This is a genomic window from Phocaeicola sp. (assembly GCF_057861905.1).
Genome location: NZ_DBMACV010000002.1, coordinates 69,309 through 95,343 on the forward strand (window position 1 = coordinate 69,309; position 26,035 = coordinate 95,343).

A 26,035-nucleotide genomic window follows, 5' to 3' on the forward strand; every position below is an offset into this window, starting at 1 on the left:
ATAGGGATAAAGTATATGGCTGAAAAAACGGACGAGCAGCATCAGCAGCTCGACCAGGCCTTGATCGCAAGCATACAGACTGAACAGAAGGCCGGTATGCAGGGACAGCCATTACCCTATCAGTTGCGTTCGGATGCTTCCGTAACGGGAATTATTCTGATTTGTTTTATCCTGTTTTCGTATTCGCTGAAAAACGGAAAGAAGTATGTACTGCAACGGATAAAGGCGCTTTTCCAATATAAAGAACGGTTCAGCTTGTTCGACGAAGCATCTGCTTCGAGCAACCGGTATGCCTTTACACTGACGCTTATTACAACTACCCTTGCAGGACTATATATTTATGAGTATACCTCCGAAACAAATCTGATGCTGATGCGGCTGGTCACGAACGAACTATTGCTGGGAATTTACATCGGAGCGGCTTTGCTTTATATCACTGTCAAGTGGGCAGCATACGAGTTTGTCAATTGGATTTTTTTTGACAAAGAAAGAAATAAATATTGGATTCAGACGTATTTTGACCTTATCAGCGGAGTCAGTTTCCTATTATTTCCGGTCGTTTTACTTATCATCTATTTCAATTTAAGCCTTCAAACGAGTAAGATATTAATCGCGTTTCTACTGCTTTTTGCTAAAATATTGTTATTTTATAAGTCCATTAGAAACTTTTTCAAACATGTTTATGGTTTTATGCATTTTATTCTGTACTTTTGTGCACTCGAAATCATCCCCTTAATACTGTTTTGGAAAGGGATAACCTATATAAACAATATTTTGGTTTTAAAAATTTAAGACATTGAAGATTAAAAAAGTTCTCGTTTCTCAGCCTAAACCTACATCAGAGAAGTCGCCTTATTTCGACATTGCTGAGAAGTACGGCGTGAAAATAGATTTTCGCCCGTTTATAAAAGTTGAGAGTTTATCGGCAAAGGAATTTAGACAACAGAAAGTTTCTATTTTGGATCATACAGCCGTTGTATTTACTTCGCGCCATGCAATTGACCACTTCTTTAGTCTTTGCGCAGAGATGCGAATCACAATACCGGAAACTATGAAATATTTCTGTACGTCGGAAACGATAGCCCTCTATATTCAGAAGTATGTGCAATACCGCAAGCGTAAAGTATTCTTCGGAGCAACCGGTAAATTTGCAGATTTGCTGCCGCTGATTGTAAAACATAACACTGAAAAATACTTTATCCCGATGTCGGATGTACACAACGATGAAATCAAAAACTTACTCGATAAAAACAAGATACAGCATACAGAAGCAATTATGTATCGTACAGTAAGTAATGACTTCACTCCGGAAGAGAAGTTCGACTATGATATGCTGATTTTCTTCAGCCCGGCGGGTATTCAGTCGCTGATAAAGAACTTCCCGAACTTTGAGCAGAAAGATATCGCTATCGGAAGTTTCGGACCGACTACAGCTCAGGCTGTAAAAGATGCTGGTTTGCGTCTGGATTTGGAAGCACCGACAGCAGCAGCTCCTTCAATGACAGCTGCACTGGATATGTTTATCCGTAAGCATAACGCATAAATCTATCATATTCAGGCACGGATTACACGAATGCACGGATATTCTTTTCGCGTATCGGAAGTATTCCGTGCCTAAATTATTTTATTATGGCAGAACAAGAAAAGCATACATTTCATAAAACAGAACGACTGAACAGTGTAATTCTCATTGAAAAGTTGTTTGCGGGCGGAAGTAAATCGCTTCCGGCTTTTCCTCTGCGTATCGTATATATGCCTGTAGAGGGAGATGAGCTTCCTGTACTATCGGTCTTGATCAGTGTTCCTAAGAAACGGTTCAAACGGGCTGTGAAACGCAACCGGGTAAAACGTCAGATACGGGAGGCTTACCGTAAATATAGGGCACTGCTTACAGAACCGCTGAAGGCGGCCAACCGTAAGGCGGCTATAGCTTTTATCTGGCTGGACAATGAACTGCATGAGTCGGCCGAGGTAGAAGAAAAAGTGAAAAAACTGCTTCAGATTACAGTGGAGCGTATGCTATGAAAAAGCTACTGACATATATATTATTGATTCCCATTTATTTTTACCGGAATTGTATTTCTCCTTTTACACCACCTTCCTGCCGATTTACTCCGACATGCTCACAGTATGCCATAGAGGCACTCAAAAAGCATGGACCGTTCAAGGGGCTGTATCTTGCCATACGGCGACTGCTGCGATGTCATCCGTGGGGAGGTTCCGGATATGATCCGGTACCGTAAGACCTAATTTTTTGTCGGAATGTTGCTCGACGTCCATACACATCGATTACCCCAAGACACAGCTACGGCATTATTGAGCTGTTCGTTAAGGGATGTTCCTGTTCCTCCAAGAGCGAAGTTTTTGTCTGTGGGGATACATCCGTGGTATATCACAAGGGAGGATTACCACCAACAAGTGGAATGGGTACATGAAATGGTAAATGACAAGCGGGTGATTGCATTGGGAGAAGCCGGACTGGACAAACGCTGTACAACACCTTTTGACTTGCAGGTAGAAGCTTTTCGAAATGTTGCCTTACTTGCTGAAGAACGCCAGCTTCCTTTGCTGATACATGCGGTAAAAGCTACCGAAGAACTATTTACTCTCAAGAAACAATTGTGCCCGCACAATGCCTGGATCATTCATGGATTCCGGGGTAAAAAAGAGTTGGCAGAAAGTTTCATCAGGCAAGGATTTTATTTGTCATTCGGTGAAAAATACCAACCGGAAGCACTACGGACAATACCGGAAGACAGGCTGCTGCTGGAAACCGACGAAAGTACTGAACTGATAGAAAACTTGTACAGAAGGGCCGCACAAGAACGTACAGCCGGTCTGGAAGCATTCACTGCAAAGGTACAGGAAACAATTAACTATCTCTTTTTTAAGAAATAAAATTGGTTATTCAGAGAAAGAGTCGTACTTTTGCTTATCAATCAATTTATTATGTTAAACTAAGAATTTCATTCGATGAATTTTGTAGAAGAATTAAGATGGCGCGGAATGGTGCACACCATGATGCCGGGCACAGAAGAATTGCTGGAAAAGGAAATGGTTACAGCCTATCTGGGTATTGACCCGACAGCTGACTCGTTACATATCGGACATCTGTGTGGTGTAATGATGTTGCGACATTTCCAGCGCTGCGGACACAAGCCGCTTGCCCTGGTAGGAGGTGCAACAGGTATGATCGGCGACCCTTCAGGTAAATCACAGGAACGTAACCTGCTGGACGAAGAAACATTGCGCCATAATCAGGAATGTATCAAGAAGCAGTTGGGCAAATTCCTCGACTTCGAATCGGATGCCCCGAACCGTGCAGAACTGGTAAACAACTACGACTGGATGAAAGACTTCTCTTTCCTTGACTTTGCCCGTACGGTAGGTAAACATATTACCGTAAACTATATGATGGCGAAGGAATCGGTTCAGAAACGCTTGAACGGAGAAGCACGCGACGGTCTTTCATTTACAGAATTTACTTATCAGTTGTTGCAAGGATATGACTTCCTGCATCTGTATGAAACAAAGAACTGTAAACTTCAGTTAGGTGGTTCCGACCAGTGGGGAAACATTACAACGGGAGCTGAACTGATTCGCCGTACCAACGGAGGTGAAGTATTTGCTCTGACATGTCCGCTGATTACAAAAGCCGACGGAGGTAAGTTCGGTAAAACAGAATCAGGAAACATCTGGCTCGACCCGCGATATACATCTCCTTATAAGTTCTATCAGTTCTGGCTGAACGTTAGCGATGATGATGCCAAACGTTATATCAAGATTTTCACTTCTTTGCCTAAAGAAGAAATCGAAGCACTGACTGCTGAACATGAACAGGCTCCGCACCTGCGTGTATTGCAGAAACGTCTGGCTAAAGAAGTTACTATCATGGTTCACTCGGAAGCAGACTATGAAGCTGCGGTAGAAGCTTCGGGAATCTTGTTTGGTAACGCTACTTCGGATGCTCTGAAAAAACTGGACGAAGATACATTGTTATCGGTATTCGAAGGTGTACCACAGTTTGAGGTCGCAAAAACTGAAATTGAAGCTGGTATCAAGGCTGTAGACCTGTTTACAGAAAAGGCTGCTGTATTTGCTTCAAAAGGAGAAATGCGTAAACTGGTTCAGGGTGGAGGTGTTTCACTTAATAAGGAAAAACTGACTGCCTTCGACCAGGTAATCACCGCTGCCGACTTACTGGATGAAAAGTATCTGTTGGTTCAGCGTGGCAAAAAGAATTATTATTTGCTGATAGCAAAATAATGATATAAATAAACAGACAAAAGAATATTACGTAATCCCTCGCCCCTATCGGGTGAGGGATTTTTTTGTCCGTACGGATAAAAAAGAAAAGTCTTAACAGAAAAGTAACTTCTTATACATCACTACGTAACAGCAAGCATCTACTTTTAGGTAGTTTTTAAAAAGGGATGCATTATGGATATTATCGCTGGGAAATATGCTATTTCGTATACACCGGAAGGCAATTATTACGCTTACCTGCTGACGCACGAACAGTGCTGTGCTTATGGAGAAAGCGAAGAAGAGGCTCTGGAAAACCTGGAAGTAATGGAAGAAGAGTTTCTGGAAGAGATAAACGAATTGTATCAAGAAGCTATGGCATAAAATCTTTTATCATGAAAAACTTATTATCGGACGACCGGATAAAAGCGTATTTTGTCTTTCTGGTCATGATTTTTATTTCTTCACTGTATCTTTTTTATTTAGGATACAAACTTTATCAATACGGACATTAAACTGACGCATTATGGAATCACGACGTTATTTTCGCACTATCGTACTTTCTGATATTCATTTAGGTACTTCTCACTCAAAGGTGGAACAGGTATGCAACCTGCTGAGTACAACCGACTGCGACCGACTGATACTGAACGGGGATATTATTGACGGATGGAGTTTGCAGAAATTCGGCTCTGGGAAATGGAAGCCTCAGCATACACGCTTTTTCAAAATCATCATGAAGATGATGGAAAATTGTGGTACGGAAGTCATTTATATAAGAGGGAACCACGATGATTTTATTGATAATCTGGCTCCGCTGAAGTTTGCCACACTGAGTATCGTGAAGGAGTATATGCTGGAAAGTAACGGCAAGCATTATTTTGTAACTCACGGAGATGTGTTCGATAAGGTCACTACGCAAATGAAATGGCTCGCTAAGCTGGGAGATATCGGATATACACTGTTACTTTGGCTGAACAGTCAGTACAACCGCTGGCGTATCAAGCAGGGAAAACCCTACTATTCGCTTTCGCAGGAGATTAAACAGAAAGTTAAATCGGCCGTTTCATACATTTCCGACTTCGAAAAAGTATTGGCTGAATTTGCCCGTAAACGGCAATGTGACGGGGTGATATGTGGGCATATCCATCACCCGGAAAACAAAATGATAGGAGGAATACATTACCTGAATTCAGGAGACTGGGTAGAAACCATGTCGGCACTGACGGAAGATGAGAACGGCAACTGGAATATTCTGTATTATACTCCTGATATGGCAAATGAAAATGAAGATATGGAAGACAACAATATGGTATTAACACTTATCCCTGCTGCATCATGAAAGTTTTATTTATTGTTCAAGGAGAGGGCAGAGGCCATCTGACTCAAGCCATCGCAATGGAAAGACTGCTTACAAATCATGGTTATCATGTAACGGAAGTACTGGTTGGAAAAAACTTGTCGAAGCGACTGCCAGGTTTCTTTACACGCAACATACAGGCACCGATTAAACAATTCTCCAGCCCTAATTTTCTACCTACACGCTCGAATAAACGTGCCAATATACCTTACAGCCTGTTATATAACTTACTGAAATTACCTGAATACGCTGAAAGCATGCGCTTCATTCATCAACGTATCAAAGAAAGTCAGGCAGATATTGTAATCAACTTCTACGAGCTGCTGACCGGATTTACATATTTTCTGTTCCGCCCGTCTGCACCGCTGGTATGTATCGGACATCAATATCTGTTTCTCCACAAAGATTTCCAGTTGCCGGCTTCCATCAACAAAACGGAACTGTTTCTCCTGAATATGTTCAGCCGACTGACGTCGTTAGGTGCATCGAAACGTCTTGCCCTGTCGTTCCGTTCCATGAATCCGGATAAAAAACGGAATATCTTTGCAGTCCCTCCTTTGTTAAGACAGGATATTTTCTATCAGGAAGTTTCTCAACATAATTACATTCATGGCTATATGGTCAACGCCGGATTTGCAGAAAATGTATATGAATGGCACAAGAAATGTCCGGAAGTACAACTCCGCTTTTTCTGGGACAGATGGGAAGAAGAGCCCGTAAAGAGAATAGACGATACATTATCGTTTTATCAACTGGACGACACACTCTTCTTACGGCAAATGGCTGGATGTAAGGCGTATGCCAGTACAGCCGGATTTGAATCTATTTGTGAAGCAATGTATTTCAGAAAACCAATCTTGATGGTACCGGCACATATCGAACAGGAATGCAACGCATACGATGCCATGCAAAACGGGGCAGGAATAATAGATAACAATTTCAATCTGGAGCGTTTGCTGGAATTCACAAAGACCTATCAGCCGAACGTTAAATTTACCTACTGGGTACAATCGGCCGAAAGTATTATTCTGAATGAACTGGAAAGTCTGGTCCCTACACATTTCGAAGAACAAATGTATATGGTAGAAGAATTTATATAGAATATCAAAAATCTCTTCTTTTGTCATACGCTTGTAACATTTATTTTTTTTCTTTACAAAAAATATGTTTCCTATGGCACAGAAGAAAAAAGAACTTCCTTATTTGGAAAGAGATATCAGTTGGATGTACTTTAACCGCCGCATTTTACAGGAAGCGGCGCGCCCACATGTTCCCTTACTGGAACGTATGACATTCCTGGGAATTTACTCAAACAATCTGGATGAATTTTTCAGAGTCCGTATGGCTACGCAGAACCGTATTGCCGAATGTTCGGACAAATCAACAGTAAAAGAGAGTGAACATGCTAAAAAGCTGATCAAGCAAATCAGCAAACAAAATACGGAATATACCAAGGTGTTTGAACAAGCTATCCATCAAACTACCGAGGATTTGAAAAAAGAAAATATATTTTTGATATCGGACAAGGAAGTTTCTCCCGAACAGTTGGAATTTATCCGCTCATACTACAAAGAGAAACTGAGTGGTTCCATTATCCCTATCTGGTTTTCTGCCATCCGGTATTTCGACTTCGAAAACGATGAGAATATCTATCTGGCTGTAAAAGTCAGCCGGCAGCAGGGTAACAAACAAATTGCCGATTACGCATTCCTTGAATTGCCAGTCAATATTTGCGGACGCTTCATCCGCCTGCCGGACAACGAAGAAAAGAGTTACCTGATTTACCTGGATGACGTCATCCGCTGTTGTCTGCCTTTGGTTTTCGAAGGATTAGGATTTACCGACTTTCAAGCATATGCCTTCAAGTTTACCCGCGACGCTGAAATGGAAATAGACAATGACCTGCGGACAGGTACATTGCAGAAAATATCGAAAGGAGTAAAGAGCCGTCGCCGCGGAGAACCGTTGCGTGTAATTTACGACTCATGCATGCCCAAGGATATGTTAAGACGGGTATTGAAGAAAATGGATCTGGATGCTCTGGATACGGTAATAGCCAGCGGACGCTACCAGAATCACAAGGATTTTATGAAATTTCCCGACTGTGGACGAAGCAACCTGAAGTATCCGCAATGGCCGTCAATCCTGAAGAAAGAACTGGACGGCGAAGACAGTCTGCTGGAAAAAATTCAGAAGAAAGACCGATTTATACACGTACCTTTCCACAATTTTGATTCGTTTATCAGAGTACTTCAAGAAGCTGCTGTAAACAAGCAGGTGCAAAGCATCAAGATCACACTTTACCGACTGGCCAAGGAATCGAAGGTTGTTAAAGCCCTAATGGCCGCAGCACGCAACGGGAAAAAGGTAACTGTGGTGATTGAATTGCTTGCCCGATTTGATGAGGCTTCCAACATCAACTGGTCCAAAAAGATGCAGGATGCCGGTGTAAACGTAATATTCGGTGTAGAGGGACTGAAGGTACATTCCAAGATTACTCACATCAAAATGAAAAAGGGACCCGACATCGCCTGTATCAGTACCGGCAATTTCCACGAAGGCAATGCACGTATGTATACAGACTGTATGCTGATGACAGCGGCTCCACGTATCGTGAAAGATGTTCATCAGGTATTCGACTTTATCGAACGCCCTTATAGTCCGGTGAAGTTCAAGGAACTGCTTGTTTCGCCCAACGAAATGAGAAACAAGTTTGTAAGCCTGATTAACAACGAAATCAAGAATAAGAAAGCAGGAAAAGAAGCCTATATCAAAATCAAGATTAACCATATAACCGATCCATTGATGGTAAACAAGTTGTATGAGGCATCTCAGGCTGGAGTAGACATCCAACTGGTGGTAAGAGGTAACTGCTCCCTTATAACTGGCATAGAAGGCATAAGCGATAATATTCATATAAATGGTATCATCGACCGGTACCTGGAACATTCACGAATCTTCATATTTGCTTCGGGAGGAGAAGAAAAAGTATTCATCGGATCGGCCGACTGGATGCCACGTAACTTGAATAACCGTATAGAAGTAATCACCCCGGTATACGATCCTGCCATCAAGGAGGAAATGAAACTCATCGTAGAATACGGATTCAAAGATACCTTGCAGGGACGTATTGTTGACGGAAGTGGTAAAAACTTGTTCAGAGAAACGGAAGGAGAAGAACCATTCCGTTCTCAAGAAGCATTATACAATCACTACTTAGCAGAAAACATATAAAATATGAACGAAAGCGAAACTCGAAAAACGAACTATGCTGCTATCGATATAGGATCGAATGCAGTACGTCTACTGATAAAGGAAATTGAGGAAAAGCAAGGCGAAACTCATTTCTCTAAGGTACTGATGCTACGTGTCCCGCTCCGGCTGGGATTCGATGTGTTCAAGATTGGAAAGATCTCGGAAAAGAAAGAAAAGAACATGATTCGCCTGATGAAGTCTTTCCGTTACCTGATGAAAATCTATGATGTAAAGCATTGCCGTGCATGCGCTACATCGGCTATGCGAGATGCAAAGAATGGACTGGAAATCATCAAGCAGATTGAAAAAAAGACAGATGTACATATCGATATAATCGACGGACAGGAAGAAGCAAAAATAATCTACAATAATCACGTAGAACACATGGAAGATCAAGAGGGAAACTACATGTACGTCGACGTGGGAGGTGGCAGTACGGAAATCAACCTGCTATCACAAGGACAGCTGGTGTGCAGCCGTTCGTATAACATTGGTACAGTACGTATTCTGAACAATGCTGTACAAGACAGTGAATGGGAACGCCTGAAAACAGATTTAGCCGAACTGGCCAAATCGTATCCGGGAACAAATATTATCGGTTCTGGAGGTAATATAAACAAGCTATACCGCCTTGTTGAAAAGAAGAACAAGAAAAAAATGACAATGCAAGTTTCTGTGCTACAGGAATTGCATGCCCGACTGAAAGCACTTTCAGTGGAAGAACGCATGGAACAGTTCGGGTTAAAGCCTGACCGTGCCGACGTAATTGTTCCAGCCGGTGACATTTTTCTCACCATCGCAGAGATTATCGGGGCTACTTACATTCATGTACCGGTAATCGGTTTGTCCGACGGAATCATTGATGAGCTTTATATCCAAAATAAAAATAACTGATCCCAGCAAAGGGCGGTTACAAATAAAAAAGTGGCACCGAAATTGAATCCGGCGCCACTTTTTTATTGCAGAAAAATTAAATTATTTGTTGTCAATCTCTTTCAGCAGTTCGTCCACCGCTGCTTTCAACTGCGTATCTTCACCCTTCACAATGGTTTCGGGAGCATTCAATACATAAACATCTGGATCGAGCTGTGTATTCTCCAGGTAGCTGCCATCGGGCAGGCGATAACCTACTACAGGAATACCGAATACCAGTGTCGGATCTTGCATTCTTACCCAGTTCACGCTGGTCATGGTTCCCGGTACAGGAGCACCTACCAGCTTGCCCAGGTTACAATGCTTGTATACCCACGGTGTACCGTGTGCATTCGAGTAGTTCGCTTCACACTGCAACATGATGGAAGGCTTGTTCCAGCGACGGCTTGGCATATCGCATGCTTCACGCCCGCGAATCACCTGTGTAAAGTATTTCTTTCCGCTGAACAATACTTCTATATCTTCGTGCAAACGGCCACCTCCGTTGAAACGGGTATCGATGACGATACCTTCGCAGTTATTGTATTTACCCAAGATATCGGAATAGATGGTACGGAAACTTTCGTCGTCCATCGATTCGATGTGTACATATCCCAGACGGCCATTCGACCATTTTGCCACATCGGCAGCACGCTGTTTTACCCAACGCTGGTACAACAAATAACTAAATGTTCCCTGGCTAATCGGACGTACCACTTCATCCCAGCGTTCCTTGGTCTGCGGATCATACAGCGATACCAGTACTTTCTTGCCTGTCTTGCCGTTCAGCAGCGCAGCATAATCTTCATCGGCCTTGATAGCTTCGCCGTCGATCTTTTCAATAATAGTTCCGACTTTGACACGGGTAGTCTTACGGTCGAACGGACCTTTCTCAACAACTTCGGCAATGCGCAAGCCGTCGCCCGTATAGTCCCAGTCATACAATACTCCTAAATCGGCAGTCGATTCCGTTTTCAAGTCCGGATAAAAGCGTCCACCAGTATGAGATACATTCAGTTCACCCAGCAGCTCACTCAGCATTTCAGCATAATCGTAGTTATTGTTGATGTGCGGCAAGAACTTACGGTAAGTATCAGTCATAGCATCCCAGTCCACTCCGTGCATGTTCACATTATAGAAACGAGCCTTTTCCTCACGGTACATATTATCGAACATGTATTCACGTTCTTCAGAAGGCAACAGTTTCATGCTGGCAGTATAAGTGATCGGCTTCAGGCTTTCCGACGAAGCATCCATTTTCTGCATGGTACCTCCGCCCAGAATAAAGAAGTTCTTACCCTCTTTATCCATTTCCATATTCGCCCATTTTGCATCCATCTTATGCAACAGCTTGGTGTCGTGTTTGCGGAGATCCATCTTCCACAAATCGTATCCATCTTCGAAAGCCGACAGGTAATACAGTTTCTCACCGTCTTTCGAGATAATGGCCGAAGCTAAGTCAGAAGAATTCGGAGTCAGACGGATGATACGGTCTTCAATACCTTCCGTTTCTACCACAATATCCTTCACCTTCTTTTCGTCCTTGGCATCCTTATCGTCCGATTTTTTGTCTTTCTTGGAAGCCTTATCATCCTTTTGGGCAGCTTTTTCCTGCTCCTTTTCCAGTTCCTTCTGCAATTCGTAATCCTCCTTGCTCAGGCGGAACTTATCGTATGCATCCTGATTGAGGAAAGCAATCATCACATCGTTCAGCGAACCCCATGAAGCATGATTACGCATACCGTAACGCTCGGTAATGAACAAGATGGCATTTCCACCCATCACCCAGCGTGGAGAGCCACTGATATAACCACTGTTCGTCAGGTTAATAATCTGTCCCTTTCCGTCGGCACTGACCAAACCTATATCCGAATACGGATCATGCTTGTTGCCGATAAACTCAAGCGTAAACCATTTGCCGTCGGGCGACCAGGAATAATCGAATCCTCCCGAACGAGTATACCAGGTAGAACCGTCCGTTACCTGACGAATCTTTTTAGTATCCAGATTAACCACCATCAGACGGTTGCGGTCTTCGATGAAAGCCACTTCCTTTCCATCGGGTGAGAACTGCGGATAATCGCGTTCCAACGTTTTAGAGGGTACTAATGGTTCCTCTTCTATCAGAGTAGCATTCGGGAAGTTCAGATCTTCCTTCCGGCTGATCTTGGCAATATACAAATCACGCTTTCCCCCTCTCTCGCTGGAATAAACCAGAGAACGGTTGTCAGCACCAAATGAAACGCCCCGTTCTGCTTCAGGAGTATGTGTAATCTGCTTGGTTGTTCCATATTCCACAGAAGTCACGAAAACTTCTCCACGTACAATAAAGGCCACCTGTTTTCCATCAGGGGAAACAACCGCTTCGGAAGCTCCCCGAGTAAAGGTATAGGAAACTGGTAATTCCTCATCATCGCGTACCAGCGAGATAGCTACTTTCTCCGGCTTACCACCGACCGACTGCGTATAAATCTCGCCATCGTAGGTATAACAGAGCGTACCGTCGGCTCCCATTGAAAGGAATCTCACCGGATTGGTTTTGAACGAAGTAACCGGCTGTATATTCTTCGGATCATCGATCGGGAAAGAATATACATTGAATGAGCCACCGTTACGTTCGCTCAAGAAGTAAACCTGCTTGCCGTCAGGACTCAACACCGGATTACGGTCTTCGCCCGGTCTGGCCGTCAAATTGGTATGTTTACCTGTTTTTACATCGTATCTCCATACATCGCGGGTAATGGACGAGGTATGATGCTTACGCCATTCGCTCTCCACTCCCTTCTGATCCTGATACAAGAAGAAATCACCCGACGGAGCGTAACTGATCATCTCGGCCGGTGTCCCTAATATCTGTTGCGTACGTCCGCCGTCTACCGGTACCTTATAAACCTCGGTCATAGCCGACTTAGGAAAAAGCGCGCTCGAAGCCGGATCCTGAATGGAAGCGGAAAAAACAACATATTTTCCATCGGGAGTAAAGGCTGAAGGAATTTCCGAAGCAGAGTGAGTAGTCAGACGCTTTGCCGCACCTCCGTCGGCAGGCATTACAAACAAATCGAAATTACCAAAGCGATCGCTGGCAAAAGCAATCTGTTTACCGTCGGGCGACCATACCGGATTCGATTCATACGATTCCTGACTGGTCAAGCGCACAGCTTCTCCCCCCGAAGTTTTCACTTTATAAATATCCCCTTTATAGCAAAAGGCTATTTCCTTACCATCGGGAGAGATTGTTACATCACGCAACCAAAGCGGAGTCACCGCAAAGGCAGAAAAAGAACTCGCTCCCAAAGCAAGAGTTACTAACAATTTCTTCATGAATTAATATTTTTGGTTTCCGCAAAGATAGCGATTAAAGCATGAAGAGAAAAAAAAGTGAAAAATAATTTGGATTATATTGACGAAAACATTTATCTTTGCAACGTTTTCTGAGGAAAACAAATAAAGTTTGGACTATGGTGTAATGGCAGCACAACAGGTTTTGGTTCTGTTTGTCCAAGTTCGAATCTTGGTAGTCCAACGGAAACTCTACAGAAAAGCCCTGAAAGATAATTCTTTCGGGGCTTTTTCTATATAAAAACTCAAAGGGTACACATTCCAATCGGAATATATACCCTTTTCCAAAATGCTTTTACAACTAAATCTCTAAAAATATATTTTCAAACGAGCCTATACTTAATCAAAATAATTCCTGAGGAAGTTTCCCATCCGCGAACTTATATTCCACACCCAACAAATGCATAACATAAGGAGCAATATCTATCTGGCGCATGGTTTGTATCTCTTTTCCTTTATCTGATACACTACATCCATATACCATGAAACAAGTGGGGTCAATCCCTGAGAAATAACCGTGAGAACCACCTTCCTTTACAAGAACATCGGCGCCCGTACGGTTTGTAGAGACACTGATTCCAGCAATCGGCTCTAATGCTAAAGCCACTTTAGGATCTCCCCCCATTGCAGTCAATTCTTTTTGAGATACGACCTTGAACAAGCTGCGCGTTTCAACAGGAAGATTCTGTATGATATTCTCAACCTTTTCAAGAGTCTTTTTATCATTAGAATCACGAAGGTATAAAAACATCACCGAACCATTTCCATGAAAACAAGCTTTCCAGTCGCCTCCAGGCTTTTCACTCAATAATCCCGCATGAGTAAGCCAGACATTTGGAGCAATTACCCGATTTATATCAGAAAAGCCATGATCGCCACATACGATAATCGTTGTACTATCCATACGATGCGTTTGCTTTAAGTTCTCCACAATTAAACCAATTGCATGGTCCGCACTCGCAACAGCCATTCGAGTACGTTCCGACTGCATACCTGTAGCATGCTGGGCATAGTCTGTCGTTATCAAATGAATCGTCATCAGATTAGGATGATATTTATTCATTATATAATTAGCCATATGTGCTGTACGGGCATCGCGGGTAATGGAACCAGCCCCAAAAGTCAAATGATCTAACCGACCAACAGCATTTTCTTCAAGCTCATCCAATATACCCGACGGAGTACAAACGGGCTTAATAAAATCCAACTGATTGGCTACACGCTTTACAGACCAATATTCCGGAATGTTATAATCAATCCAACGCGATTTAGTCGATACTGGCCAAAACAAGGAAGCTGTAGTAAAACCAGATTCTTTAGCAGCCTGCCAGATAGTTGGAACCTTTATACTATCTGCATACCAATAACTCACCACAGAATCTTTGTTGAAAACAAACGGAGCGTTATAAAAGATACGATGATGAACAGGAAGAGCTCCCGTCACAATACTGGTATGTGACGGATAAGTAGCTGTAGGAGGTACACCTTTTACTTTATCCACAAAAAGACCTTCTCGTTTCATCATCTTTAAATAAGGTGAAGGCATTTCCGGATCAGTTACCATCCCTGCATGCATTCCGTCAATCGTTATCAGTATGACATATTTCGAATTATCGGCAACTGCATCCGACAGCCATCCCAAACAGAACAGAATGACAGTAAACAATCTATAGTTCAAACTATTAATTAAAGAACGGCACAACATATTCAGATGATTTATTTTCAACAATTATCTTATTCATATTATAACGGATTGTTACCTTTTTAGTTGTTTCATCCATTGTAAAATCATCCATACCCTGGTTCAATGGAATAAACGAAGGAATAAGAGCCTCCATATACGGCTGAGCCGACGGCGTATTAGCAGCCTCAACCTCACAAACAGGTAATTTAATACCTAAATCGGCCACTCTTCTTCCCTCAGCAAAGAAGATTTCCTGACGCATTAAATATAATAACTCTAAGGTTTCATCTACTCCACTGGTTTCATTTATCATAGCTTCAGAAACAGATGTTCCAGAAATATACGGAACACTGATTAAATGAGGAGCTTGACGGTCTAAAACCAATCCGCTACGATATTCTTCACCTTCAGAAGCCGCCACTACATATTCCGAACTGTTAGGATAATGTTTGTATCCTCCATTAAATCTTCCTTCCAACTGATCATTCAAATCTGTTTGAACAGGACGAGATTTAACCAAAGTAAGCAATTGCTTCATATAGTCTTTAGCCCCGTCAATATCATTATCGGCCAAGGCCGCTTCTGCCAGAATGAGATAATCTTCTTCTGCCTTTCCTATATTTATAGGACGTTCTTCCGTACTGGTTAGCTTAAAATACTTAGGATCCAGAAAATCCAATCTCGGTAACGGCTGGAACCAGGTTCCCCATGTAGCAGTCTGAATGGAATTCAGAATATTGTTTACTCCATCAAACTGTACTTGTTTTACAAAATCGCCAGAAAAGGACAAGGCTGTCTGAGATTCATTCACAGCATTCGGTTCATCGCCCAAGCGATAATAAACACGTGCTTTCAGTGTATGGATAAAAGCTCTATCCTCATCTGTTTCTACATATTCCAAAGCCTTGTCTAAAACCTCAACAGCCGTTTTAAGTTGTACATCCCAAGTTTTGACATCACCTCCATCCTCATCAGGCAAGGCGCGAAAATATTCTCCAGCAAGTATATACGAATAAGCTTTAATATAATACAGATTAAACAAATCGCTTTTCTTTGTCTTTGCATCAACAGGAGCCACTACATTGATTCCATAATCGGCAGACTCACGCATGGTACCTATATATCGCTGAAGATTGGTAACATCAAGGTCTGTATACAGAATTTTCGGTATATCGAACACCTTACTACTTTGAGAATAATTATTAAAATAATTGTCCGACATAATCTCCATCAGCTCACAATAAGAACCTATCGATTCAGCAAAAGAACTATTCGTTCCATTTACCCAAGCCTGCATCGCATTTGCCGAATTTAAAAACGTATTTTCATCGACATTCGGATTGATAATATCATCAGGCTGCAATAACTCACAAGAATTAAGTGTAAAACACGTTGCAACTGACAGAAATATATAATTGATTGCTTTCATATACCTTTTATTATTTAGAAATTAACTTTAACTGATCCTATATATTGACGAGGAGTAGAATAGGAAGAATAGTTCAATCCTCCGGTAGCTACAGCTCCTTGAGAATGAGCGCCCGACAACAATGCTTCAGGATCGACAGAAGCAGCCGTAAAAGAGAATGGATTATATACATTGAAACCGAAACAGATTTCCTTCAGATACCTCTTCGGCTTAACCGTATAATAAGCCCCGATGTTTCTAATCTTTAAATAATCAGCTTTTTCAACGAAGAAGTTTGTAAAATTCAACCAAGCCGCACCTTGTGTTGTTCCTTCAAGTGCTTTATCCGGTATGCTGGGATCCTTTAAACCTTTTGCAAAACGGAACTGACGGTCGAAAGAATGTACGTACGACCCAGCCTGATAATCACCGCTTACAAAGAATGAAAGATTTTTATAATCGACATTCAATGAGAAGTTTCCATACAGAGTAGGTATCGTTGTTCCTAAATCTTGCAACTCCAGAACTTCTTTCAGTGAACCGTCTTCATTCAAAACCGCCTTCGAACCACGAATAAAACCGACAGGCTTTCCTTCTTCCACTACGGTCTGTACCGTACGTGAAGAGAATCCACCGATTGCAAAAGGAACTGTTCCACCCGTACTCAAAACAACATTGTGATTTGTATTAGCCGACGCATTCAGACGCACATTCCAATCTTTCGTATTGACCAGTTGCATACCTACCGTCAGCTCAATACCTTTATTTTCAATTTCACCCACATTTGCCAGATAACTTGCAGACTGTCCGGAAGAAGGCAGCGAAGGAACACTAAAGAGCGCATCTTTGGTACGAGCATAATAATAAGTTAACCCGACATTCAAAAAATGGTTAAACAATACAGTATTAAAGCCGACTTCATACGAATGTTTCTTTTCCGGTCCCAAATCCGGATTACCATACTTACCGAACGAAGCAGCCTGCTGACCTAAGAACGAATTCACAGCGATTGTTTTCTGATACTCGAAAGCAGGTGGATAACTACCTGCAATACCATAATTGGCAAATAGTCTGAAGGAATTCAGCATACCACTGTTTACAATGGATTTCATAAACGCTTCGTCCGACAACTGATAAGACAATCCAATTTTAGGATAATATTGCCAACCCACATTATCACCAAATGCAGTGTTATAGTCTGCACGCAAACCTAAGTCCAAATAATATTTATCTTTTATACCAATGTTCTCTTGTACAAATACACCATAATTATATAGATAGCTCAACCATTCATCGGCACTCTGTGTACCAGCTCCAGTCATAATCAGCGCACCATCTCTGACATTCGTTCCATTATACACAGACTGATGGTCATAAGTGCTGAAATACTGAAAACCAGCAGTTGTAACCAGACTCAGAATATCACGGAAATGATAATTATATTGTCCGTTCAATTCAATGGTAAGCCCTAAATAGTTACGGTCGAAGTTATTGATACTACCCGCATCCGAAGTTCCTTCCGGCTTTTGCTGAGTATGAATCAAATACTCGTTTGTCGTAATATTCTTATTCGTATTCAAACGATAGTCCAATCCAAAAGTCCCTTTAAAAGTAAGATTCTGAAGAGGTTTAAATGAAAGTGACTGAGATGTCTGAAAACGACGTACAGATTCTTTATTATTCTGCAAAGCTTCAGCTTTATCGACGAAAGCCTTCATCTGGGCAAATTCATAATCACTTGCAGCATCAATATCCGGATTGTAGCCAACGGAATTCCCATTTTCATCTACATAATCAAAATTAGCAGCAGCAGAACCTTCCGTAAACCACAATCCCGTATATCCTCCCTGATTACCATTACGGCTACGGCGGAAGTCTTCCACTACCATACCAAATGAGTTCTGATATTCTAATGCTTTATTAATTTTCAGACGAGAACCGAAACGCAAATCGTACTTCTTATCTTCATTCCCGTTATGTATCAAAGTTCCGGTACTATTACTCATACTCGCTCCTAAACTATAACCATATTTTTCATTTCCGCCATCGAAAGCTACACGATATTTCTGTGAGAAACCAGTCTGATGCAACAATTCTTTCGTACGCTTAAAATGATAAAACTGAGAAGATGCGACATCTGCTCCCAACTCAGCCTCTACAGAAGCATTAAAACGTCCTTCACCTCCTTTTTTAGTGAATATCTGAATCACTCCATTTGCAGCATCCGAACCGTATAATGTAGTAGCAGCACCTCCGGTCACATATTCTATACGTTCTATATTTTCCATCGGAATATCCCCAATAGAACCTGTAGCAGCAGCATTTCCACTCAAAGAGTTATTCAATGTTGCTCCCGTATTCATGTTATCCACACGTACTCCATCAACATAAATAACAGGAGTAGAATTTGAAAAAGCAGAAGAAAGACCACGAGCCTTAATCAAAGACGTCGTACCCGGCTGTCCATTTGACAAGTTTATCTGCACATTCGGAAGTGCATTTTGTAGCATCTGATCAATACGCCCTTGTGGCATTTTCACCAAATCTTTTTCACTTACCGTCGAAACATTCGATGACAAACGTCTCTTTTTGATTTCAGCACCTTGTCCGGTCACCACCACTTCATCCAATTTGAAATTGTCTTCATTCATTTCAACAACCACCCCTTGCTTATCTTCCGATAAACTGATTCCCTTTGTCACATACCCTACATAAGTCAGCTCCAATGTTGCTTTCGTTGCATCAACATCCAGAGAAAAATTACCATCTACGTCTGTAATAGTCCCAATACTGGGATTACCTTTTAATGCTACAGACACTCCAATCAAAGCCTCCTTCGTACTTTGGTCTATTACTTTTCCTTTTAATAAATTTGCAGATGCCGAAAAAGGCAATAAGCACATGATTCCTGTTAAAGCTAAATACCTCATAAACAAATCCCATTAAAAACTGGTGCAAAAGTATCCGACCCTAATTACAAGCAAACGACAGAACCATGACGTTATGGTTCTAAAAACATTTCAAAAGCTGTAAACTTTATTAAAAAGATATTGCATCTATTTCATCCTTGAACCCTCGAAAAAAGATTTTTCCATTTTCTTATACCAAGTATTCACGCTTTTGAAGTATCTTTGCTGTCCCTAAACATAATCTTAAAAAGAAAGGAATAACCGTGGCTAAGGACAATGACGTGGTATTAACCCCCATGATGAAGCAGTATTTCGACTTAAAGGCGAAACATCCCGATGCAATCATGCTCTTCAGGTGTGGCGACTTTTATGAAACGTATTCGGAAGATGCCGTAACAGCTTCCGAAATTCTGGGAATCACGCTGACCAAACGTGCCAACGGACAGGGTAAGACGGTGGAGATGGCGGGATTTCCGCACCACGCACTCGATACGTACCTGCCGAAACTGATTCGGGCAGGACGACGTGTGGCTATCTGCGACCAACTGGAAGACCCGAAAACCACAAAGAAGCTGGTAAAAAGAGGCATCACCGAACTGGTTACGCCGGGTGTTGCCATCAGCGATAATGTATTATCTTATAAGGAGAACAACTTCCTGGCTGCCGTACATTTCGGCAAGACAGCTTGCGGCGTCGCTTTCCTGGATATTTCGACGGGAGAATTTCTTACCGCCGAAGGGCCTTTCGACTATATCGACAAGTTACTGAATAATTTTGCCCCGAAAGAAGTCTTATTCGAACGGGGAAAGAAACCGATGTTCGAAGGTAATTTCGGCAACAAGTTCTTTACCTTCGAGCTGGACGACTGGGTGTTTACCGAAGCGTCTGCCCGCGAAAAGCTGCTGAAACATTTCGAAACCAAGAACCTGAAAGGTTTCGGAGTGGAACATCTGAAGAATGGTATCATTGCTTCCGGAGCCATTCTGCAATATCTGGATATGACGCAGCATTACCAGATCGGGCACATCACTTCGCTGGCACGCATCGAAGAGGATAAATATGTACGCCTCGACAAGTTCACGATACGCAGCCTGGAACTGATAGGCAGCATGAATGAAGGCGGAACCAGCCTGCTCGATGTCATCGACCATACCATCAGCCCGATGGGAGCCCGTCTGCTGAAGCGGTGGATTGTCTTCCCGCTGAAAGACGTGAAGCCCATCAACGAACGACTGGACGTAGTGGAATATTTCTTCCGCGAACCGGATTTCAAGGATTTTATCGAAGAGAAATTGCATCTGATAGGCGATTTGGAACGTATTGTTTCGAAAGCTGCCGTAGGACGTATCTCTCCGCGTGAAGTCGTTCAGTTGAAAGTAGCCCTTCAAGCAATAGAGCCTATCAAGAATGCTTGTCTGAATGCCGACAACGAAAGCCTGCGGAAGATAGGAGAGCAGTTGAATCTCTGTGCTTCCATCCGCGACAAGATTGCCAAGGAAATAAACAACGATCCCCCGCTGCTGGTCAACAAGGGAGGAGTGATTGCCGACGGAGTCAATCAGGAGCTGGACGAACTGCGCCACATTGCTTACTCGGGCAAGGATTACCTGCTGCAAGTACAGCAGCGCGAAAGTGAGCTGACGGGCATCCCCAGCCTGAAAATAGCCTACAACAACGTGTTCGGCTATTACATCGAGGTAAGAAATACACATAAAGACAAGGTTCCAGCCGACTGGATACGCAAGCAGACACTGGTCAACGCGGAACGATACATCACGCAGGAACTGAAGGAGTACGAAGAGAAGATTCTGGGAGCGGAAGACAAGATTCTGATTCTGGAAACCCAACTGTACAACGAACTGGTAGCAGAACTTGCCGAGTTTATCCCTGCCATCCAGATCAATGCGACACAAATAGCCCGTCTGGACTGCCTGCTGTCGTTTGCCAACGCAGCCCGGGCCAACAAATATATCCGTCCGGTGGTTGCCGACGACGATATTCTCGACATCAAGCAAGGACGTCACCCGGTCATCGAGAAACAGCTTCCGGCAGGAGAAAAATACATTGCCAACGATGTGTACCTCGACACGGAAACGCAGCAGATCATTATCATCACCGGACCGAACATGGCAGGTAAGTCTGCCTTGCTCCGACAGACAGCACTGATCACCCTCATGGCGCAGATAGGCTGTTTCGTACCTGCCGAAAGTGCGCACATCGGACTGGTGGATAAGATTTTTACCCGTGTGGGAGCCAGCGACAATATCTCGGTGGGCGAATCAACCTTCATGGTGGAAATGAACGAGGCGGCAGATATTCTGAACAACCTTTCGCCCCGCAGCCTGGTATTGTTCGACGAGCTGGGACGTGGTACCTCTACTTACGATGGTATTTCCATCGCCTGGGCCATCGTGGAACATATACACGAGCACAAGCGAGCCCGTGCCCGTACGCTCTTCGCCACACACTATCACGAACTGAACGATATGGAAGAAAGCTTCCCGCGTATCAAGAATTACAACGTTTCGGTGAAGGAAGTCGACAACAAGGTCATCTTCCTGCGCAAGCTGGAACGGGGAGGAAGTGAACACTCGTTCGGTATTCACGTGGCAAAGATGGCAGGTATGCCCAAGACCATCGTAAAGCGTGCCGACGAGATTCTGCATCAGTTGGAAAAGGAAAACCGTCAGGAAGGCATCTCTTCACACCATAAGGTAGAGCCTAAGACCGTGCATCAGGACGGAGTACAGCTGAGTTTCTTCCAGCTCGACGACCCTGTGCTGTGCCAGATACGTGACGAAATACTGAATCTGGACGTGAATAACCTGACTCCGCTGGAGGCGCTGAACAAGCTGAACGAAATAAAGAAGATAGTAAGGGGGAAATAATACCCTCTACCTGCATATTATGATTCCCTGTGCTGCCGGAAAATGATACTCCGGCAACACAAGGAATACTTATTTGTCACACCTTAACTTAAAAAGTAAATCCGGCTCATTGCCTGTTTCTTTCTCCCTGCAATTTCCATTTCTTTATCTGGAATACAACAAACAGCAATAAAGTCAATACGCACTGCACACACAAAACAGCAGACATCCACCCTAAACTATACCCAAGTTGCATTGACAGCGCTACAGCCAAAGTCGGAACAAGCGGCAATAATATCCAATACACTACCATACAAAATCGAAGCATCTGTCTTAAACCGCGATTCATACCGCACAACGCCGGAAAATAACGTTCAATCGAATCGATGAAAAACAGTTTCTCCCATGTGTACGTCTTTCTCTTTATGAGAAAAATAAGATGTATCAGCAATACCAGTTCGACAACCCAATAAAAGAATTCAAATTCAGGATAGTAGTCGCCAATGAAAGAAGTGACATAAACTACATCCACCAACAGCAAAAGAAGTAAAACTATAGACCACATAAATGTATAAAACATAAATTATTAACATATAACCAGAAGAATATACTTGGTGAGCTCTTAGGATTCATGTTAAGATTCGCATTTACATTTCTTACTGATTATTTCCACCAAAGTATATTCATCATAACCCAAAGCATCAGGACAATTCTTACAGTCAGGAGAAATATGTCTAACAAAAACCTTAATCATATATTCAAAACCTTCCTCGTATTGTTCATCGAAACCTTCTATATTAGAGATATGAAAGCGATTCCCTTTAGAATCTGTCACAACATATCCGTAGTCTTGTGCCCCTCCAAAAGGAAGCGGATAAAATAACTCCTTATAGGCTTCTACATTTAAAACCTCAATCTTTATCGAATTTTCTTTACTACAAGAAAAGAGTAAGCTTAGAAACAATAAGGCCACTACTAATCTATTTATAATAAATCTAATTTTCATATGCAAAAGAAGTAAAGCTATAAACCACATAAATGTATCTTATTTGTTAATTATCAATTGGACTTACCCTTTCCATAGATCAAAAATCCAATATAACCTTGTACCAGTCCGATTGAAACTGCCGATATTATTACATTCCAATCTCTACTTAAATTCAAAAAAGACAGGCCTATAGATACAACTACATAAAGAATAATACCGCATAAAACAAAAATCAGAAACTTTTTCATCGGAAGGTAATTTAGAATTGGGGTAGAATTTATTAATAATAACCTTATATGCAGTTCCTTTCAAAACATCCTAAAGAATCAACTGGATCTTTTCAGCCGAACAACCTTGTGCTGCCGGAAAATGATACTTCGGCAACACTGGGAATGCTTATTGCTTAAAACGGAACCCGTATGCCCGCCATCAGTCCGATGGTCCTGAAACTCAATTTATACGGATCGTGCATCTCCTCTTCGGTGGTTGCACCTTGCGATTCCACCTTGCTCTTCTTGATATTAGTAGTTCCAAAGCAACCGATATTGGCAAACACATCCAAATGAGACAACACACGGTAAGAAACACCGCAATTTATATTTACTCCCCAGGAGTGTGCAGTCACCTTATATTCCGTTTCGTCCTGCCAACCTTTATTGGTATACCACAGATAACCGCCTCCGTAACTGACAGACAAGATGCAGCGGTCGGATATATCACAACTAAATTTCATCTGGGGACCCACGTAATTAACCTGAATATCTTCGGATACCAGTGCAGGACCTACCGAATAATTGCCAGAAGTAGAGAAGCTGGTGCACAAGGCTCCTATACCAAATCTTTTGGAAAACTTGTAAAAGGCATCCACACTGCCCTGAATGCCTCCATCATAATTGCCCCGATAATGCAATCCGTACGGAGATAGATTCGAATTGAGCAACCAGCCATAACCTATTCCTGCGGAAACTTCTACCTTTTCAGCATGGGATGATTTAACTTGGGCATGCAAGGAACATGCAAGAAAAGTAAACAGAACTACTAGATAAACGTTTTTCATATGCGTAATGATTTAATTTATTCAACATATCGTAACAATATAAAATCAATCAAAGACACCCAAAATATCACCTTGAAGAAAAGGGAAATTTTAAGGTTATAACAAAATTAACCTTTCAAAAACATTTTCTATCGGACAAAAGGGGGACATTTTTCTGGAGTAAAAAACGTATAACAATCTAATATACAACATTATGCATATTACACCTTACTTTTTTAAGGGGACATCACGTGCCAGAAGAAGAAAACAATACACAAAAAGGCAGGAATCAATACGAACACAGGAAATCTTCCAGACTTATTTCCGCATCCCGAAGGTGAAGCTTGTCCGTCTTGATTCGGTATTTACGTTTCTTTAGCGCATCGTCGCTGATACCGAGCAAATAGCAGATATCTCTGTTTTTTATATGCATTCGGAGCAGGCAGCATATAGAAATCTCTATTTCCTTTAAACCGGGAAATTCACTTTGCAGACGACTCACATAGTTGTTATGACAGGAGTTAAGCAATGATATCAGATGATCCAAATCGGCCCCTGAGAGTTTATACGAGGAAGACAAACGGTCCTTATCCAGCAGAGAAAGCTGGACAAAGGTATCGATATGCTTTACCAACGGGTCAGAAAGAAATACACTTTCCCTCCACTTACGTTCCTTACTCGCTAATTCCTGACGGGTCCGTAACAATTCAGAATCCTTTGCCTGCAAACTCTGAATATTGGCCTCCATCAACTGGTGCTGACGACGGAGAAACGATTCTTTTCTTCGCTTGAAACGAAGATAGACAGCATAGAGGAAAGGAACAAGAAGAAGCAGGATGATGATACACACAAGCGTCACGATATCCTTCTGCTGCGACTCTGTTTTCAGCCGCATGTTCTCATTCCGTACCAGCGAATAGTCGTATTTCTTCTGCCACTGCATCGCCCTCTCGTTTTCCCGGCGGTGAGTCAGCGAATCGACATACAAGGAGTACTGCTCATGATATGCCAGAGCCTGACGGAAGTCGCCTTCCTGACGGCACAGCCGTGAACTCATCAGGTTGTATTCCAGCATCGCATCCAGGTCATCCTCTTGCCGGATACGTTCAATATAATAACGGGCAGAATCCAGTTGCTGAAGACCAGCGAAAGAACGGCCCTTCATCAGGTCCGCCCTTCTGCGTGGAGCACTTCCTTCCTCCCACGTTTCCTTGTTTAAGTGATACAAGGCCTCCCGATACTTCCCGTTCAAATAATAACATATCGCCAACCGGTGATGTAGTGCTGATAGTTTATATAGATTCCGATCATACCGGTTCTCCAGTTCCAAGCCTTCCGATAGACAGTGGTATGCCGAATCATATTTCTCCAGAAGAATGTAGCTCCATCCCATCTCCATTAAAGAATATACCCACCTTGCAGTATCGCCAAGAAGTTTTTCGTAAAAATTAGCCCTATATAATTTACTGAGTCCCTCACTATAAGGCTTTTCCTCCTGAAGTAGACAGCCCCAGTGATAATAAAGCAGGCTGAGATACTTGTAGTCACGGCATCCCTCGGCAGACAGATCGGCCCGATGAAAACAGTCGAGGGAACGGCGGCGGTCACCCAGGTCACGGTAAACCTGTGCCAGATAAAAATAGCTCTGAGACTTACGTAAGGAATCGCTGCCGGAAGCATAATAATCGGCTGCTATGCGGATTAGTGAATCATCTGTAACAGGAAGGTAATTCTTATAGTAAGCCTGAGTAAGAAGAAGGGCATAGTATGCACGGTTCCTGCCATGAAGACGGTCGGGAGAAGAAATTTTACGCAACAACGACAATGCGCTGTCGGGATGTGCGCCCATCACACGTTCTACAGCCTGAAGCTCACGGTAAATACGCCGATGCGCGTACTGCCAGCCGGAGAAGCCGCCAAAAACCAGCAGCAAAAGAACAATTATGATGATAACCCGACTTGACTTCATAATACTAAGCGATGTTTATTCTTCCCTACAAATATAAGAAGAATCCGCTTATTATACGATGGC

At 42.6% G+C, this 26,035-nt stretch carries 20 protein-coding genes and 1 tRNA gene; 13 read left to right on the forward strand and 8 right to left on the reverse strand.

The window, feature by feature from the left end; genetic code table 11:
- The first annotated feature begins 15 nt into the window (after nucleotides 1–15).
- The 11 genes from ACZM60_RS00820 to ACZM60_RS00870 all read left to right on the forward strand — a co-directional run bounded on the left by ACZM60_RS00820 (nucleotide 16) and on the right by ACZM60_RS00870 (nucleotide 9,754).
- Nucleotides 16–792 carry a DUF4271 domain-containing protein gene (locus tag ACZM60_RS00820; protein WP_340319824.1) on the forward strand — a complete coding sequence of 259 codons (777 nt, stop codon included), beginning with the start codon at nucleotides 16–18 and terminating at the stop codon, nucleotides 790–792.
- Between the two features lie 4 nt (nucleotides 793–796).
- Nucleotides 797–1,543 carry a uroporphyrinogen-III synthase gene (locus ACZM60_RS00825; RefSeq protein WP_021970641.1) on the forward strand — a complete coding sequence of 249 codons (747 nt, stop codon included), beginning with the start codon at nucleotides 797–799 and terminating at the stop codon, nucleotides 1,541–1,543.
- A gap of 86 nt (nucleotides 1,544–1,629) precedes the next feature.
- Nucleotides 1,630–2,025 (forward strand): ribonuclease P protein component, encoded by a 396-nt coding sequence (gene rnpA, locus ACZM60_RS00830; protein WP_489520553.1) that lies wholly within the window; start codon nucleotides 1,630–1,632, stop codon nucleotides 2,023–2,025.
- A complete protein-coding gene (gene yidD / locus ACZM60_RS00835) occupies nucleotides 2,022–2,243 on the forward strand; it encodes a membrane protein insertion efficiency factor YidD (protein ID WP_021970639.1) in 222 nt (73 codons plus the stop codon). Before rnpA ends, yidD begins: the two co-directional genes overlap by 4 nt.
- Nucleotides 2,244–2,370: 127 nt before the next feature.
- Nucleotides 2,371–2,898: a TatD family hydrolase gene (locus tag ACZM60_RS00840; RefSeq protein ID WP_489520566.1), complete on the forward strand. Its 528-nt coding sequence runs from the start codon at nucleotides 2,371–2,373 to the stop codon at nucleotides 2,896–2,898.
- A gap of 75 nt (nucleotides 2,899–2,973) precedes the next feature.
- Nucleotides 2,974–4,266, forward strand: a complete 1,293-nt coding sequence (gene tyrS / locus ACZM60_RS00845; RefSeq protein ID WP_340319822.1) for a tyrosine--tRNA ligase — start codon at nucleotides 2,974–2,976, stop codon at nucleotides 4,264–4,266.
- A gap of 174 nt (nucleotides 4,267–4,440) precedes the next feature.
- A complete protein-coding gene (locus tag ACZM60_RS00850; RefSeq protein ID WP_021970876.1) occupies nucleotides 4,441–4,629 on the forward strand; it encodes a hypothetical protein in 189 nt (62 codons plus the stop codon).
- Between the two features lie 142 nt (nucleotides 4,630–4,771).
- A complete protein-coding gene (locus ACZM60_RS00855) occupies nucleotides 4,772–5,587 on the forward strand; it encodes a UDP-2,3-diacylglucosamine diphosphatase (protein WP_340319821.1) in 816 nt (271 codons plus the stop codon).
- Nucleotides 5,584–6,705: a glycosyltransferase family protein gene (locus ACZM60_RS00860; RefSeq protein WP_021970873.1), complete on the forward strand. Its 1,122-nt coding sequence runs from the start codon at nucleotides 5,584–5,586 to the stop codon at nucleotides 6,703–6,705. Before ACZM60_RS00855 ends, ACZM60_RS00860 begins: the two co-directional genes overlap by 4 nt.
- Nucleotides 6,706–6,778: 73 nt before the next feature.
- Complete coding sequence (locus ACZM60_RS00865; protein WP_021970872.1) at nucleotides 6,779–8,839, forward strand: RNA degradosome polyphosphate kinase; 2,061 nt, start codon at nucleotides 6,779–6,781, stop codon at nucleotides 8,837–8,839.
- 3 nt (nucleotides 8,840–8,842) lie between these two features.
- Nucleotides 8,843–9,754, forward strand: coding sequence for a Ppx/GppA phosphatase family protein (locus tag ACZM60_RS00870; protein ID WP_021970871.1), 912 nt, complete (start codon nucleotides 8,843–8,845; stop codon nucleotides 9,752–9,754).
- Nucleotides 9,755–9,835: 81 nt separating this feature from the next.
- Here ACZM60_RS00870 and ACZM60_RS00875 read toward each other — a convergent pair whose 3' ends face one another.
- Nucleotides 9,836–13,093, reverse strand: coding sequence for a S41 family peptidase (locus tag ACZM60_RS00875; protein WP_489520554.1), 3,258 nt, complete (start codon nucleotides 13,091–13,093; stop codon nucleotides 9,836–9,838).
- A gap of 131 nt (nucleotides 13,094–13,224) precedes the next feature.
- On the opposite strand from ACZM60_RS00875, the gene ACZM60_RS00880 reads away from it, so the two are divergent.
- Nucleotides 13,225–13,295 (forward strand) — tRNA-Gln (locus ACZM60_RS00880).
- A 159-nt stretch (nucleotides 13,296–13,454) separates the two neighbouring features.
- On the opposite strand, the gene ACZM60_RS00885 is transcribed toward ACZM60_RS00880, so the two are convergent.
- From ACZM60_RS00885 to ACZM60_RS00895, 3 genes are read right to left on the reverse strand one after another with little or no spacing between them, the layout of a single operon-like run.
- Nucleotides 13,455–14,789 (reverse strand): alkaline phosphatase family protein, encoded by a 1,335-nt coding sequence (locus tag ACZM60_RS00885; protein ID WP_418586949.1) that lies wholly within the window; start codon nucleotides 14,787–14,789, stop codon nucleotides 13,455–13,457.
- A 4-nt stretch (nucleotides 14,790–14,793) separates the two neighbouring features.
- Nucleotides 14,794–16,224, reverse strand: coding sequence for a hypothetical protein (locus tag ACZM60_RS00890; protein WP_489520555.1), 1,431 nt, complete (start codon nucleotides 16,222–16,224; stop codon nucleotides 14,794–14,796).
- A 14-nt stretch (nucleotides 16,225–16,238) separates the two neighbouring features.
- On the reverse strand, nucleotides 16,239–19,106 hold the full coding sequence (locus ACZM60_RS00895) for a TonB-dependent receptor domain-containing protein (RefSeq protein WP_489520567.1): 2,868 nt from the start codon (nucleotides 19,104–19,106) through the stop codon (nucleotides 16,239–16,241).
- Nucleotides 19,107–19,408: 302 nt separating this feature from the next.
- Between ACZM60_RS00895 and mutS the strand changes: the two genes are divergently transcribed.
- A complete protein-coding gene (mutS, locus tag ACZM60_RS00900; RefSeq protein WP_340319834.1) occupies nucleotides 19,409–22,000 on the forward strand; it encodes a DNA mismatch repair protein MutS in 2,592 nt (863 codons plus the stop codon).
- 106 nt (nucleotides 22,001–22,106) lie between these two features.
- Here mutS and ACZM60_RS00905 read toward each other — a convergent pair whose 3' ends face one another.
- From ACZM60_RS00905 to ACZM60_RS00920, 4 genes are all read right to left on the reverse strand, one after another.
- Nucleotides 22,107–22,544: a hypothetical protein gene (locus tag ACZM60_RS00905; protein WP_489520556.1), complete on the reverse strand. Its 438-nt coding sequence runs from the start codon at nucleotides 22,542–22,544 to the stop codon at nucleotides 22,107–22,109.
- A gap of 69 nt (nucleotides 22,545–22,613) precedes the next feature.
- A complete protein-coding gene (locus ACZM60_RS00910; protein WP_489520557.1) occupies nucleotides 22,614–23,015 on the reverse strand; it encodes a DUF4377 domain-containing protein in 402 nt (133 codons plus the stop codon).
- Nucleotides 23,016–23,370: 355 nt separating this feature from the next.
- Nucleotides 23,371–24,024 carry an outer membrane beta-barrel protein gene (locus ACZM60_RS00915; protein ID WP_489520558.1) on the reverse strand — a complete coding sequence of 218 codons (654 nt, stop codon included), beginning with the start codon at nucleotides 24,022–24,024 and terminating at the stop codon, nucleotides 23,371–23,373.
- Nucleotides 24,025–24,292: 268 nt separating this feature from the next.
- Nucleotides 24,293–25,972: a tetratricopeptide repeat protein gene (locus ACZM60_RS00920; RefSeq protein WP_489520559.1), complete on the reverse strand. Its 1,680-nt coding sequence runs from the start codon at nucleotides 25,970–25,972 to the stop codon at nucleotides 24,293–24,295.
- Nucleotides 25,973–26,035: the final 63 nt, after the last annotated feature.

Coding starts and splice junctions, on each gene's coding strand:
- ACZM60_RS00905 (WP_489520556.1), bottom strand. CDS start 22,544: ATGTGGTCTATAGTTTTACTTCTTTTGCTGTTGGTGGATGTAGTTTAT.
- mutS (WP_340319834.1), top strand. CDS start 19,409: ATGATGAAGCAGTATTTCGACTTAAAGGCGAAACATCCCGATGCAATC.
- yidD (WP_021970639.1), top strand. CDS start 2,022: ATGAAAAAGCTACTGACATATATATTATTGATTCCCATTTATTTTTAC.
- ACZM60_RS00895 (WP_489520567.1), bottom strand. CDS start 19,106: ATGTGCTTATTGCCTTTTTCGGCATCTGCAAATTTATTAAAAGGAAAA.
- ACZM60_RS00855 (WP_340319821.1), top strand. CDS start 4,772: ATGGAATCACGACGTTATTTTCGCACTATCGTACTTTCTGATATTCAT.
- ACZM60_RS00915 (WP_489520558.1), bottom strand. CDS start 24,024: ATGAAAAACGTTTATCTAGTAGTTCTGTTTACTTTTCTTGCATGTTCC.
- ACZM60_RS00875 (WP_489520554.1), bottom strand. CDS start 13,093: ATGAAGAAATTGTTAGTAACTCTTGCTTTGGGAGCGAGTTCTTTTTCT.
- ACZM60_RS00910 (WP_489520557.1), bottom strand. CDS start 23,015: ATGTGGTTTATAGCTTTACTTCTTTTGCATATGAAAATTAGATTTATT.
- ACZM60_RS00920 (WP_489520559.1), bottom strand. CDS start 25,972: ATGAAGTCAAGTCGGGTTATCATCATAATTGTTCTTTTGCTGCTGGTT.
- tyrS (WP_340319822.1), top strand. CDS start 2,974: ATGAATTTTGTAGAAGAATTAAGATGGCGCGGAATGGTGCACACCATG.
- ACZM60_RS00820 (WP_340319824.1), top strand. CDS start 16: ATGGCTGAAAAAACGGACGAGCAGCATCAGCAGCTCGACCAGGCCTTG.
- ACZM60_RS00865 (WP_021970872.1), top strand. CDS start 6,779: ATGGCACAGAAGAAAAAAGAACTTCCTTATTTGGAAAGAGATATCAGT.
- ACZM60_RS00860 (WP_021970873.1), top strand. CDS start 5,584: ATGAAAGTTTTATTTATTGTTCAAGGAGAGGGCAGAGGCCATCTGACT.
- rnpA (WP_489520553.1), top strand. CDS start 1,630: ATGGCAGAACAAGAAAAGCATACATTTCATAAAACAGAACGACTGAAC.
- ACZM60_RS00870 (WP_021970871.1), top strand. CDS start 8,843: ATGAACGAAAGCGAAACTCGAAAAACGAACTATGCTGCTATCGATATA.
- ACZM60_RS00850 (WP_021970876.1), top strand. CDS start 4,441: ATGGATATTATCGCTGGGAAATATGCTATTTCGTATACACCGGAAGGC.
- ACZM60_RS00890 (WP_489520555.1), bottom strand. CDS start 16,224: ATGAAAGCAATCAATTATATATTTCTGTCAGTTGCAACGTGTTTTACA.